Annotated in this window: 11 protein-coding genes and 1 pseudogene; 11 read left to right on the forward strand and 1 reads right to left on the reverse strand. The window is 67.9% G+C overall.

The window, feature by feature from the left end; translation table 11 throughout:
- Positions 1-14 precede the first annotated feature (14 nt).
- Positions 15-1,244, reverse strand: coding sequence for a TetR/AcrR family transcriptional regulator (locus tag FK531_RS13520; RefSeq protein ID WP_142100118.1), 1,230 nt, complete (start codon positions 1,242-1,244; stop codon positions 15-17).
- 528 nt (positions 1,245-1,772) lie between these two features.
- Here FK531_RS13520 and fadD5 point away from each other — a divergent pair.
- The 11 genes and pseudogenes from fadD5 to FK531_RS22710 form a co-directional block, all read left to right on the forward strand.
- Positions 1,773-3,353 (forward strand): fatty-acid--CoA ligase FadD5, encoded by a 1,581-nt coding sequence (gene fadD5 / locus FK531_RS13525; RefSeq protein ID WP_142100120.1) that lies wholly within the window; start codon positions 1,773-1,775, stop codon positions 3,351-3,353.
- Between the two features lie 277 nt (positions 3,354-3,630).
- Positions 3,631-4,440 carry an MlaE family ABC transporter permease gene (locus FK531_RS13530; RefSeq protein WP_142100121.1) on the forward strand — a complete coding sequence of 270 codons (810 nt, stop codon included), beginning with the start codon at positions 3,631-3,633 and terminating at the stop codon, positions 4,438-4,440.
- On the forward strand, positions 4,440-5,300 hold the full coding sequence (locus FK531_RS13535) for an MlaE family ABC transporter permease (protein ID WP_142100123.1): 861 nt from the start codon (positions 4,440-4,442) through the stop codon (positions 5,298-5,300). Before FK531_RS13530 ends, FK531_RS13535 begins: the two co-directional genes overlap by 1 nt.
- A 1-nt stretch (position 5,301) precedes the next feature.
- Positions 5,302-6,582, forward strand: coding sequence for an MCE family protein (locus FK531_RS13540; RefSeq protein ID WP_142100125.1), 1,281 nt, complete (start codon positions 5,302-5,304; stop codon positions 6,580-6,582).
- The gene (locus FK531_RS13545) at positions 6,579-7,628 is read left to right on the forward strand and encodes an MCE family protein (RefSeq protein WP_142100127.1); all 1,050 of its coding nucleotides are present in this window, start codon (positions 6,579-6,581) and stop codon (positions 7,626-7,628) included. Before FK531_RS13540 ends, FK531_RS13545 begins: the two co-directional genes overlap by 4 nt.
- Entirely contained in the window at positions 7,628-8,674 is a 1,047-nt protein-coding gene (locus tag FK531_RS13550) for an MCE family protein (RefSeq protein ID WP_142100280.1), read from the forward strand. Before FK531_RS13545 ends, FK531_RS13550 begins: the two co-directional genes overlap by 1 nt.
- Positions 8,675-8,754: 80 nt before the next feature.
- Positions 8,755-9,861: an MCE family protein gene (locus FK531_RS13555; RefSeq protein WP_142100282.1), complete on the forward strand. Its 1,107-nt coding sequence runs from the start codon at positions 8,755-8,757 to the stop codon at positions 9,859-9,861.
- The gene (locus FK531_RS13560) at positions 9,861-10,964 is read left to right on the forward strand and encodes an MCE family protein (RefSeq protein ID WP_142100129.1); all 1,104 of its coding nucleotides are present in this window, start codon (positions 9,861-9,863) and stop codon (positions 10,962-10,964) included. The genes FK531_RS13555 and FK531_RS13560 overlap by 1 nt, the downstream gene beginning before the upstream one ends.
- Positions 10,961-12,274, forward strand: a complete 1,314-nt coding sequence (locus FK531_RS13565) for an MCE family protein (RefSeq protein WP_142100130.1) — start codon at positions 10,961-10,963, stop codon at positions 12,272-12,274. The genes FK531_RS13560 and FK531_RS13565 overlap by 4 nt, the downstream gene beginning before the upstream one ends.
- Complete coding sequence (locus tag FK531_RS22705; RefSeq protein WP_246098139.1) at positions 12,264-12,878, forward strand: Rv1363c family protein; 615 nt, start codon at positions 12,264-12,266, stop codon at positions 12,876-12,878. The genes FK531_RS13565 and FK531_RS22705 overlap by 11 nt, the downstream gene beginning before the upstream one ends.
- A 39-nt stretch (positions 12,879-12,917) precedes the next feature.
- Positions 12,918-13,099, forward strand: a pseudogene (locus FK531_RS22710) (oxygenase MpaB family protein); the annotation flags it as partial.
- Between the last annotated feature and the right edge of the window lie 560 nt (positions 13,100-13,659).

The following is a 13,659-nucleotide window of genomic DNA, read 5'->3' on the forward strand; positions in this document are numbered from 1 at the left end:
CGACGCCGCTGGGCTCAGCTGCGGAGCACTGTCAGCATCAGTGCTTGCATCTGCCCGCGGGCCTCGGCGCTGGTGTCGAAGTGCATCAGCCGCCCGACGTCGAGCGCCTGCCCGACTGCCGCGTGCACGAGGAACCGCGCCTCCGTCGGCGCCAGTTCCGGGCGGGCGCCGGTGAGCAGGTGCACCCACTCTTCGATGTGCAGTCGTTGCACGTTGCGCAGGTTCGTCCGTTCGCCGGCGGGGAGGTTCCCGATCTCGGCGAAGTAGACCGACAGCACCTCGGGATGGGCGAAGGCCAGGTCGATGTACGCGGCGGACAGCCGTTCGAGCGCCTCTGCGGGCTCGGTGGACGCGCCGAGCGCGGTCGCGGTGGCCATCGCGAGTCGGTCGGCCGCGCGGTAGAACGCGGCGGCGAGTAGGTCCGCCTTGCTGGGGAAGTGCCGATACACGCTGGACGCGTTGATGCCTGCCGCCGCACCGATCTCCTCGATGCTCGACTCGTGGTATCCACGCTCGTTGAAGATCTTCATCGCCTCGCCGAGCAGCAGTTCGCGTTTGGACGTGACGGCCAGGCCGCGCCCCGCCGCCGGCTCCTCGATGGTCGACGCAGCGGCCGGCGCGGCGCCGAGGTCGCAGCGGAGCACCCCCCGCGCGGTGCCGAGGAGGAGCTTCTCGAGACGGCGACCCGCCAGGGGCGCGCGGTGCGCGGTGATGCTGCCGATGACGCTGAGCGCGGACGCGGCAAGGATCTGGGCGTCGGACTGGTCGAGATCCGCGCGCAGTTCGCGAAGCGGGACGGTGATGAGGCGGTTCAGTTCGGCGAAGTCGCCGCGCATACGGTCGCGGTCCGCGGGCTGAAGATAGCGGCCCTCCCAGCGGTAGAGGCCGCCGGTCCGGCGGTTCTCGACGGTCGTCGTGATCAGGCCACGCAGGATTGCATCCAGCCGTTCGTCCGGTGCGGCGTCCTCCGTGGCGTCGACGGCGCCCTCCGCGGCCGTACGCAGCGAACCGACCGTGCTCATCGAGGCCTGCACCAGCAGTGCGTACTTGTTCGGAAAATGTCGGTAGAGCGCCGGTCCGGAAATGCCGAGGGCTGCGGCGATCTCGTCGACGCCGACGGCGTGGTAGCCGCGTTCGCTGAACGCCTGCGCTGCCACCAGAGCGATCTGCGACTTGCGGTCCTTCGGGCGCTTCCGCGTGGGTACGGAGTCCGGAACCGACTGGTTCCGGGTCGACTGGGTCATCGGGTTCTCCTGACTTGACTGAGCCAGATCTTAACTGAGAGTCAGGCTGCGCCGACGCAAAAGCGACTCCGGTTGAAGCCTCGATGATCTCAAATGTCCCGTCACCCAACAGCAATTCGTTAACCAGCAACGATACTCGCCCCTTGGCGGTGCAGCCCGGTTCGATAAAAGTTAACCACGATTCACGCCGCGTGGGAGTTCGTACGGTGGGAAGCTGCGGCGAACGACCGACTGCCGAACCCGAAGGGGGGCCATGCTTCCGTCCTGGCCCGGATTGACGAGGCGGTCGAACTCGAGACCGAGGGGCAGGTGGAACTGTTGGCGGCGGCCGACTTTCGGGAGGGTGGCGCGGCGATGCTGCGGTCGCAGACGGCCGGCGTTCGGGCGGTGCGGTGCAGTCCGAAAAATGCGAATTCTTGTTAACAAAACTGCCGCGGATCGGCCTTTCGATTGCCATACTTGGCGCACCCGGAAGGTGCGGCCCCCGCGCCGACAGTCAGTCTCCGTAACAGGGAAGGACCTACACCGATGTCGCCCGATCCTCTCTCACAGCCGCTGCTTTCTCGCCGGAACCACTGGAACAACCAGGTCGCGACGCACGCGGTCATGCGTCCGGAGGCCACTGCGCTGCGATTCCGGGGCGCGAGTACCACCTGGTCTGCGCTGCACTCGCGATCGGAGGCGCTGGCCGACGCCCTGGCCCGGCGCGGCGTCGGGTTCGGCGATCGTGTGCTCCTCGTCATGCTCAACCGGCCGGAGTTCCTCGAGGCGGTCCTCGCGGTGAACGCGCTCGGCGCCATCGCGGTCCCCGTCAACTTTCGGCTCACGCCGCCGGAGATGGCCTTCATCGTCACCGACAGTGGGGCCGAGACCGTGATCACCGACGTCCCGCTCGCGCCGCTCGTCGCTGCGGTCCGCGCGCAGGTGCCCGACCTGCGCACCGCCGTCGTGGTCGGACAGGCCGGCGGCGAGGGCGTTCTCGGCTACGAGGAACTGATCGCCGAGCGGGGCGTGTCGCACCCGATCGTCGACCTGCCGGAGGAAACCCCCGCGCTGATCATGTACACCTCGGGGACCACCGGGAGCCCCAAGGGGGCGGTCCTGTCCCACGCCAACATGCAGGCTCAGGCGCTGACCTGTATCCGGGCGTTGCGGATGGATCGCAGCGACGACATCGGCTTCTGTGCGTCCCCGATGTTCCACATCGCCGCACTCGGCTCCATGGCGCCGAGCCTGGTACTGGGCGTTCCGACCGTGATTCACCCGCTGGGGGCGTTCAACCCGGCCGAGCTGCTCGATGTCTGGGAGGCCGAGCGGGTCACGACTGCCTTCCTGGTTCCCGTGCAGTGGCAGGCAGTGTGTGCGGAACCGGCAGTGCGACAACGTGATCTGTCTCTGCGTGTGATCAGTTGGGGCGCCGCGCCCGCCTCGGACGTGGTGCTGCGCGCCATGGCCGACACCTTCCCCGACGCGCTGAACGTGGCGGTGTTCGGTCAGACCGAGATGGCGCCGATCACCTGCGTCCTCGACGGCGAGGACGCGCTGCGCAAGCTGGGCTCGGTCGGCAGGGTGATCCCGACCGTCCAGGCGCGCATCGTCGACGACGAGATGAACGACGTGCCGGTGGGGACGGTCGGCGAGATCGTCTACCGCGGACCGACGATGATGAGCGGCTACTGGCGCAATCCCACGGCGACCGGCGACGCCTTCGCGGGCGGCTGGTTCCATTCCGGTGACCTGGTACGCCAGGACGACGAGGGGTTCGTCTTCGTCGTCGACCGCAAGAAGGACATGATCATCTCGGGCGGCGAGAACATCTACTGCGCCGAGGTCGAGAACGCACTCTTCGGCCACCCGAAGGTGTTGGAGGCGGCGGTGATCGGACGACCGGACCCGAAGTGGGGCGAGGTGCCGGTGGCCGTGGTGGCGCTGCAGGGCGAGGATCTGACCCTCGAGGAGTTGACGGCGTTCCTCGAAGACCGGCTCGCCCGGTACAAGCATCCGAAGGACCTCGTCGTCGTGGATGCATTGCCGCGCAATGCGAGTGGCAAGGTCGTCAAGTGGGAGCTGCGCAAGAGTCACGGTTCGCTGACGGTCACCGCCGGTTGAGTCCGGCGTCGGTGCCGCGGCCACTCGGCCGCGGCACCGAGGGATGGTGGAGGCGCGACGCTCGGTTCACTTCGTGGTCCGCTGGGTCGGACAAAGATTGGTCAATGCGTGGGTAATTCGTTCGACTCTCCATTCCTCCGTGGTGAACACGGCGTTGGAACTAGGCGAATCACCGTTCACATAGTGCTTGTGATGGCCTGCGCGTTGTGAGACGCTTCAGGCGTTCGACGAGCATCGCGCCAGGCAGTTGTCGTATCGAACGGGGGGGAGTCCGAAGGTGACATACGAGTTGCCGGTAGCCAAGGGGCCGGTTCGCGATGTCGCAAACCAGGGCGGCTATCTGATCGGCTTCGCGGTGATGTCGCTCGTCGCCCTGATCCGGGTGGTGCTGCGCCGTCGGCTGTCGCTGACCGAGACGGTCAACCAGACGCTGTTCATCGGCCGGGTCAGTACCGGCCCGTCGCTGCTGCTGATGATCCCGATCGGAGTGTTCATTGCGGTCTCGGTCGGTGAACTCGCCGGCCGGATCGGTGCCGGCGGCTACTCCGGTGCGGTGGTCGCCTTCATCATCGTCGGTCAGGCTGCGGCGCTGGTGTGCGCGCTGATGATGGCAGGCGTTGCGGGGTCGGCGATCTGTACAGACCTGGGCTCGCGCAAGATCCGCGAAGAGATCGACGCCATGGAGGTGATGGGCCTCGACGTGGTCGAGCGGCTCGTCGCGCCGAGACTCGTGGCCGCGGTGGTCGTCTCGCTCGCACTCTGCTCGATGGTGACGTTCGGCGGCGTCATGGCCTGCTACCTCTATCACATTTACGTTCAGCATCTTCCGGCCGGAACGTTCATGTCGACATTCAGTCAGTACGGGCGGATGTCGGACTTCGTGATGGCGCTCGTGAAGGCCGCGGTGTTCGGCCTCACCTCGACGCTGGTGGCGACGTTCAAGGGACTGCACACCAAGGGCGGCCCGCGCGGAGTCGCCGATGCGGTCAACGAGGCGGTCGTCATCGCCTTCGCGCTGGTGTTCATCGTCAACACCGCGCTGTCCGCGCTCTACACGGTGATCGTGCCCGCGGTGGGTGCGTACTGATGGTCGGCTACGACACGATGCACCGGGTGCGGTATCGCACGGCCGCTCCGGTCCGAGCGGTGTACGGCGGGCTCGTGGACGTCGGCAAGCACGTGACCTTCTACTGCCGGACCGTCGCCTCGATTCCGTTCGCGCTCGTCAAGTACCGCAAGCACGTGCTGAACCAGATCAGCGAGGTCAGCTTCGGCACCAACTCGCTGCTCTCCGGCGGCGGCACCATCGGCATCGTGTTCGCCATGTCGCTCGCCGCGGCCATGATGCTCGGAGTCGAGACCCAGCGCGGCCTCGAACTCGTCGGCATGACCACGATGTCAGGCATGCTCTCGGCGATCGCCAACACTCGCGAGCTCGCGCCCGTGGTGGTGGCAATCGCCTTGGCGGCCAAGGTCGGAACCGGATTCACCGCGCAGATCGGAGCGATGCGGATCTCCGACGAGATCGATGCGCTGGACGCGATGGCGATCCGCTCGATCCCCTTCCTGGCCGGCACCCGAGTGCTGGCTGCGATGGTCTGCGTCATCCCGATCTACATGGTCGGACTACTCGCGAGCTACCTGTCCACGCGGTTGGTCATCGTCTTCTTCAACGGAGCGTCCGCGGGCACCTACGACTACTTCTTCCACCTCGCACTGTCCCCGCAGGACCTGGTCTACTCCGCGCTCAAGGCGGTCGTGTTCGCTGCGGTGGTCTCGCTGGTGCACTGCGCCTACGGCTACTACGCGTCCGGTGGTCCAGCCGGCGTCGGGCAGGCCGCCGGACGCGCGCTGCGCACCGCGATCCTCGCCATCGGTGTGCTCGACGTGCTGATGACCTTCGCGCTGTGGGGGCTGGTCCCCGAGATCCCCGGAATGGGGGTCTGAGATGGACCAGTTCACAGGACGGTCGAGGGTGGGGCTCGCGATCCGCGGCGCCCTGGCGGTGCTGGTCGGCGTCGTCGTCGCGGTGGTGATGGTGCTGCGCGGGTCGGGCAACCTGCACCGCGATCCCGAGGTGGTCGTCGCCATCCCCGCCTCCGCCGGCCTGATCGCCGGCGAGGCGCCGGTGCGCTACTCGGGTGTCAACATCGGGCGGATCGCCGGAATCGACTCCGGCGCCCAGTCTTCCGTCGTCCGACTTCAGATCGACTCCGGCTCGATCGGGCAGGTGCCGTCGGCGGTCCTCGCGCGCGTCGTACCGCGAACGTTCTTCGGGGACATCTACATCCAACTGGTGGACGCGCCGAATGCCGGATCGTCAGCGCCGCTGGCGGACGGGGACACCATCGGGGTGGACACCGGCCCGGACGCGGTAGCGCTGTACGGGGTCTACAAGAAGATGGTCGACGTCCTCGACCGCATGCAGCCGCAGAAGATGCAGACCGCGCTCACCGCCCTGGGCAAGGCGCTCGACGGTCGCGGCGAGACGATCGGCCGGATTGTGGACCGGCTCGGATCGGCGTCGGCGACGCTGACGCCGTCCGCGCAGCGATTCCTCGACACCGCACCGGAGTTCCGCTCGGTGATGACGGCCCTGGACGCTGCGACCCCGGACGTGCTGGCCACTCTGACGGCCGCGACCTCGGTGTCGCGGAGCATCGTCGAGCACGGTGACCAGATGGCCGCGATGTTCGGCGCGGCAGCGAGTTTCGCCTCGGTGGCGGCGTCCTTCGTCGGTGAGCAGCGCGGCCGGATCACCACCGTGATGGACTCGACCGGCAAGATCCTCGCGACCACCGCGGCGAACACGTCGGGTCTGGTGGACACGCTGTCCGGGGCGGAGTCGTTCGGGGCGGCCGGAGCGCGGGTGTTCGCCACCGGCAAGTTCAACATCACCGCCGTGCCGTCGTTCGCGGGCCCGCTCCCGTACACCGGTGCCGACTGCCCGCACTACGGCAGCGCGTACGGCGCCACTTGCGGAGGGGGACAATCTGCCTCGGTACAGCAGGCCGTCCCGCCGCAGCAGGCCGTCTCGCCGCAACCCGCGGTAGCGGCGGCACCCGCGTCGTTCGGACGGTCGGACGTGGTGGACGGCGACCGCGAGGCGCCGGTGCTGAAGAAGCTCGAGGACACCCTCGGAGGAAACCTCGCGGCATCAGCACCCAACCCGGCGACGGTCGTCATGCTCGGGCCGATGGTGCGGGGGAACGAGGTGAGCGTGCGATGAAGATTGCCTGGGTTCCCGTGGTGAAGGCGATCGGATTCTGTCTCACCGGGGTGCTGTGCGCCTCCTTCGTGGTGAACACGCTGTCGGTGCCGGTCCGCGGCGACACAGACGAGTACACGGTCGAATTCACCGACGTGGAGGGGCTGGGCCCCGGCAACCCGGTGACGATGGCGGGGGTCCGGGTGGGTCGCGTCGACTCGATCGCCTTCGCCGATGCGGGTGGTGGGACCAGCAAGGCCGTGGTCGGCATCGAGGTCGAGTCCGGTCATACCCTGTCCCGGGAGGTGACCGCTGCCGTCCGGTACGGGGACATGCTGGGAGCGCGCTACATTGCGCTGACCCAACCGGCCGGGGCTGCAATCGAGTACGCCGCCGCCGGCCGGCCCGCCGAGGCATTGAGCCCGGGTGAGGTGATCCCGATTTCGCAGACGACGCCACCGGTCGACCTGACCGCGCTGATGAACGGCTTCCGGCCACTGTTCGACGCGTTGGCGCCCGACCAGGTCAACACCCTCACCCGTGGTTTCGTCGAGACCTTCAGCGGCAAGGGACAGACGATCGCGACCCTGCTCTCGCAGATCGGTTCTCTGAGCACGAGTTTGGCCGGACGGCAGGACGTGATCAAGCAACTCGTGGACAACCTCGCCGCGCTGCTCGGCGCTGTGAACGCGAGGGCGCCGCAGCTCGAACAGTTGCTCGCAGGCCTGAGCGGGCTGAGCACCAGTGTTGCCGGCAACAGTGACCAACTCGTCGCGCTGCTCGGCGACGGCAACCGGGCGGTCGCGCAGCTCGCCCAGTCCATGGCCCGCTCGAACGGCGCCTTCGGAAAGACCGTCACCGATCTGAAGTCGGTGACGGACAGCTGGATCGCGAGCACCGACGAGTTCAACGCGTTCGTCGCCAAGATGCCCGAGTTCGGGGCCGCGATCAACCGAATGGGCAGCTACGGCGGGTTCGTCAACCTGTACCTGTGCAACTTCACGCTGAAGGCGGGCGACCTGGAAGCGAACATCTTCGGTCCGACCCACTCACAGGTGTGCTCATGATGTTCCTGGTCAAGTTGATCGACGTCGTCGTCGGCATGATGACGTTCCTGTTCAAGGGCGACCGCCGCCCGAACAGTGGTACGCCGATGGCGCTCGGCGCCCTCGGGATCGTCGTGTTGGTGGCCGGCCTCGGGGTGGCGATCGGCGCTCCGAGGGCGTGGTACCAGGTCCGGACCAGTCCGTACGTGGCCGAACTCGAGAACGCCAGCGGTCTGTCGGGCGGGGACCCGGTGTACGTGGCTGGGGTGCCCGCCGGCCGGGTCGAGGGAATCGAGCTGGCGGGCGATCACGTCCGGGTCGACTTCCGGTTGGACAACGGGCAGCCGCTCGGCAACCAGACCACCGCGACCGTGCGCCTCAAGACGGTGCTCGGCAAGCGCTACCTCGAGGTGGTGCCCGCGGGAGTCGTGGTCGACGACAACGTGATTCCCCGGTCGCGCACGACCGTTCCGTACAGCCTCGACGACGTGAGCCGGGACGCGACCGCGGCCGCGCACGGCCTCGACCTCGACTCGATGCAGGCGATGATGACCACGCTGTCTCAGGTGATGCCGGCGGACTCGGACCAGCTCGGCAAGACCCTCGCCGGCTTGAGCGGCGCGTCGGCGGCCTTCGCACACAACGGCCAACAGGTCGACCAACTGCTCGTGATGTCCCGCTCGCTCTCCGATCTCCTTGTCCGGCAGAGCGAATCGATCACCACGACGGTGGCGAACGCGCAGACGGTGGTCCGGATCCTCGCCGTTCGCAAGCAGGCCCTGACCGAACTCGTGAACAACCTCAGTGCCGTGCTGGCGACGCTGTCGACGACGATGACCGAGCATCAGGAGGACTTCGGGCAGATGGTCACGAACCTGGTGTCGATCACAGACACCCTCAAGCGCAATGCCGACAACATCGGGCTGCTGATGGAGCGGGTTCCGCCCGCGCTGCGCTCGGCGGCGGACGCGACCGGTAACGGCGCCTGGACCGATGTCAACGCGCCCGCCGCCGTGATCCCGGACAACCTGCTGTGTGCCGTCGGAGCCATGCAGGGGTGCAAATAGTGACCGCCCTCGCCACGGTCCCCCCGCCGACCGACATCGTCGACGACGAGATCCCGACCGCTCGCCGGCGGTGGCCGCGCATGGTTACCGCGCTCGTGCTCGTCAGCGCGCTCGCGGTCGCGGGGTGGTTCGTCTTCGCCCACACGGACAACACGAAGACCGTGTACGCGAATTTCAGCTACGTGGGCGGAATCTATCCCGGTAGCAAGGTCACCGTTCTCGGCGTCCCGGTCGGGTCCGTGACGGCGGTCGAGCCCCAGGGCGCCACGGTACGGGTGACGCTGACGATGCCTGACAATGTCGATCTGCCGGCCGATGCGAGCGCCTACGTGCTCAACCCGTCTGTGATCAGCGACCGCCACGTCGAACTGGGGCCGACTTACTCCGGCGGCCCGAAGCTCGGGGACGGCGCCGACATCCCCGCCGAGCGCAGCCATGCCCCGATCGACTTCGACGGGCTGATGGGCAGCGTCAGCGCCCTCACCGAGGCGCTCGGCGGCGGGACGACAGGGGGTGTGACAGGTGCCCCGGGAGCGAAGACGGGCGAGCTTCTCACCAAGGCCGCCGACGAATGGCGCGGGCACGGTGAACAGTTCAACACCGCCGTCAAGAACCTCAGTGCGGCAACGGGGGTCGTGGGTGCGCGCGCGGAGGACATCGGCGCGCTCGTGGCGAACCTCAACACCCTGATGGGCGCCCTGGACGCCAGGCAGGTGAACCTGGACGAACTGGTCAAGGGGCTCGGTGACCTCGGCGACCAGTGGTCGGCCGGCAAGATCGACATCGCGCAGCCGCTGCAGGACCTGCGGGTGGTGCTCGACCAGGTCAACGGATTCATGGCCGCCCACGGGGACGACGTCGGCGCGGTCGCGGGGAACCTGCGCACCGTCGGCGACACATTGGCCGCGAATCAGGCCGGCCTCGCGGAGTTCATGGACGTGGTGCCGCTGCTCATGCAGAACCTGTCCAATTCCATCGGCCCGGACAACCGCGGGCGAATTCGACTGAACGTCTCGACCGCGCTCACCCAGTTCGCCGTCGCGAAGCCGCTGTGCGAGAAGTATCCGCTTCCACTGTGCACCGGCGCCGGGTTCACCAACCCGATCTCGTTCCCGGTCAGTGCCTCCGATCCGCTCGGCATCGTCTCCGCGCTCAGCGGCGGCGCGATGCCGCCGAAGGGGAATTGATGCGCAACAGAGTGATTCGACTGGGAGCGACCGGGATGGCGTGCCTGGTGCTGGCCGGCTGCGGGGTCGGGATGCAGGACCTGCCGCTCGGCCGGACCGCGGACGGTCCGGACTACGCGGTGACGCTGCAACTGTCCACCGCGGAGGGACTGCTGCTCGGTGCCGACGTGCTCACCGGGCAGAAGGTGATCGGCCGGGTGGCGAACCTGTCCACCGACACGGTCGGCGCGAAGGTCCGGCTCAGCCTCGCCCGGGAGACGGAGTTGCCCGACAACGTGCAGGCGGCCGTGGAACTGCCGTCGGCACTGGGCAATCCGTTCATCAGGTTGATCGTGCCCGCACAACCGTCGAGTCGGCCGTTGCGGCAGGGCGACGTGATCGCCGAGTCCAGCACCACCATCGGACCGCAGATCGAGAGCGCGCTGGCCACGCTCGGCACCGTCGTCAGTGGCAGCGGGATCGGTCAGTTGCACACCGTCGTCGACGAACTCAACAAGGCGTTCGCCGGACGCTCCGGGGAGGTTCGCGGGCTGATGGACACGATGACCACCCTGCTGGGCAGCGCCACCGCCAACCAGAACGACTTCGACACCGCGATCGACCTCGCGGCGCGGGTCTCCCGGCAACTGGCCGGTCAGCAGAAGGTGGTCGACGGCTACCTCGACGCCATGCCCGAGACGGTCAGACTCCTGAGCGAGCAGCGGGACTCGATCGCGTCGCTGCTCGCCTCCACGACCACCCTCGCGACCAACACCAACGCGATCCTCGCCGCGTCGCCAGAGGGTCTGGACGGAACCCTGCACGACGCCTCCGCGTTGATCGCCGCGCTGGCCAGTTTCAACGGCCGGATCCAGACCACGCTCGGCAACATGAACACCTTCCTCGGGAACTTCGGCAAGTCCGTGCACGGCGACTACCTGAACTTCGACGGGGCACTGGACATCCCCGGCGGGATCGACAAGCTCATCACCGGTGGGCCGAACCTGACCGGCCCCGCGACCACACCCGCCGCCGGCACCCTCGCGTCACTACTGGCGGGCGGCGGCGTGAAGCCCGGCTCACCGGGTGTCCCGGCCCCGGTGGCGACGGCAGGTGCCCGGTGAGGCGGCTCGTGGTGGTCCAGTTGATCCTCTTCGCGCTGACGTCCGCGATCGTGATCCCGTTCGGGATCAACTACGTGCTCGGTCCGCAGGCGTTCGGGGACCCGATCCGCGTGCACTCCCAGATGGCGGATGCCCTGGGACTGACCGCGGGGACCAGCGTCACCTACCGCGGTGTGACCGTCGGCAAGGTGGCGAGCGTGTCGCTGGCACCCGACGTCGGCGGCGCCCGAGTGGATTTCGACCTCGACCCAGGGACCCGGATTCCCCGCGACAGCGTCGCGAGGGTCGGAATGGGGACGGCCGCGGGCATCCAGAACGTCGACATCTTCCCCAACACGGGGGAGGGGCCCTTCCTCGGGAACGGTGACGAGCTCGCCGCGCCGGCGGACAAGCAGCCCGTCCAGATGAGTCAGATGATGCTGCAGGCCTCCCGGCTGGTCGACGGCATCGACCCCACGGCGGTCAGCGACCTCGGCACCGAACTCGGTGCCTCGTTCGACGGCCTCGGCCCGGCGATAGCCGGCATCATCGACAACGGTGACACCCTGTCCGCGCAACTGTCCGCGCAGACGCCGATGCTGAAGTCGCTGCTGGACCGGACCGCGAGTCTGGTGTCAGCGATGGCGGGACAGTCGGATTCGTTCGTGCGTGGGACGTCCGCGGCGCGCAACTTCACCGAACAGCTCGACACCAGTGCGCCGGTGCTGGTGTACCTGGCGGACACCTCGCCGCAGGCTCTCGGCAATGCGCAGCAACTGTTCGACCGCTATCACGACACCTTCGGCGCGCTGCTCGCGAACCTGGTCACCGTGGAGCCGATCATCTCCGATCGCACCGGGGCCCTGGCGTCGGGACTGACCGACATCCCGAAGGGTCTCGGCAGGCTCGGGTCCATCGTGACCGGGGACCGCGCGAACTTCACCCTGGTGGCCACGCAGGGTCCGGTGTGCAACTACGACACCGTGAGGCGTGCGGTCGGCGACGTCAGCCCCGCCACGACATTCCCCGAGGCTTCGCCCGCGACCCAGCCGACATTCCCCGAGGCTTCGCCCGCGACCCCGCCGACATTCCCCGAGGCTTCGCCCGCGACCCCGCCGAACCTGACCTACTACTGCCCACCGGGGAAGAACATCGCGCAGCGCGGTGCTCGAAACGCCCCGCGGCCCAATGACCTGGGGCTGCAGAATGCAACCACCCCGGGGACCGTCATCGGACCTCCGGTGGTGGACGACCCGATTCTCGTCCCGACCGGGGTCGAGGCACTGAACTACTGGAAGAAGCTCCTGGAGGATCTCGGACATGGCAAGTGAGCGCACCGACCCGGCCGCGACCGACGTGCTGGACATGTCGACGGACGGCCCGACCGAAGCGACGACGGCAGGTGAGTCACAGCCCGACGCGGGTGCGAGGCAGGGAGCCGTGGGCCGGACCGCGCGCCGGTTGCGGCACCCCCGGGTGCTGCTGGCCCTGCTGCTCGTCGTCGCGCTGATCGCGGCCAGCGCGACGCTGGTGACGTCCGTCCTGCACGCACGGCACCTCGACAGGCTGCGTGCGGAGGCAGTCGACACCGCGCGTGACTACTCGGTGGCGCTGTCGTCCTTCGACTTCCAGTCCCTCGATGCGAACCGGGACAAGATCGCGCAGATGTCGACACCCGGCTTCGCCGACAAGTACAACCAGATGGTCGACGCGCTGCGGCAGATCGTGACGGACGGCAAGGGGCAGGCGACCGCGACTGCCGATCACGTCGCGGTCGAGAGCATCGACGACTCGAACGCCGTCGTGCTGGCTTTCGTGGACCAGCACGCGAAGAACGTCGTCTCGCCGGACGGTAACTCCCAGAAGTACCGGATGGTCGTTACTCTCGTGCGCGACGGCGACCGCTGGGTCGTCGACAACGTGGACACGAAATAGACCGACGCAGAGCCGCCCGTCGTCATCCAGGTCCCGCCGCCGCTGCTCCGGGAGCAGTCGGGCCTGGAATGACCCCGCCCGATCGCAGGCGGTTCGAGCATTTGTTCGTGTTCGTTTCCCTCGTGAACAGGTTTCTGCCGCGCTTCGTCAGGCATGGGGTGAACCAGCTGCTGCTGCGCGACCTGCGGCGTCGGATGCGGTGGGGGAAGATGCTGATCTGAAGTCCTCCGAATCGCGGACGTGTCGTATTTGCGACAGCCCGCTCCAGCCTGATACCAATACGGGTCCGCAGGCAACGTCTGTGGGCGCCAAATCGGGCAAATGCGGCACCCCTCTGGGTTCGCGTGCGTCTTGTTCGGGGCGTGCAGGTCGACCTGAGGGGGTGGCATTGACCGTGCGCGAGCAGCGTCGTCTCGTCGACCCGTGTGGTGTTCTCCCGGGGGCGTCAGGCGCGTACAGGAACAGGGCCGCCGGCCGGCCGGGTTTCTTCTGGTCGGGCGACTGAGTCGGGCGGCGCGGACGCGAATGATGCAGCAAATCTTGCCTGCGTGCGGGCATTATACATAGTAATCGGGGGTGTGCGCCCGGGGTAACGGACGGCGATCGAGCAAGGATAATCAAGAGAAGCCTCATCAGCTCTTCGCGCCGCAGGCGGTCGGTGCGTGATGAGGAGTGAGTGATGGTTCGAGGAGGACCTGCAGGGTCGGGGGATGTCAGGTCCTCGACTTGTGTGTGCGGGTCCTTCGGCGAAACGCCGTGACGGCGGCGACGAGGAGGACGC

The sequence above is a fragment of the Rhodococcus spelaei genome (assembly GCF_006704125.1).
Lineage (GTDB): Bacteria > Actinomycetota > Actinomycetes > Mycobacteriales > Mycobacteriaceae > Rhodococcus_G > Rhodococcus_G spelaei.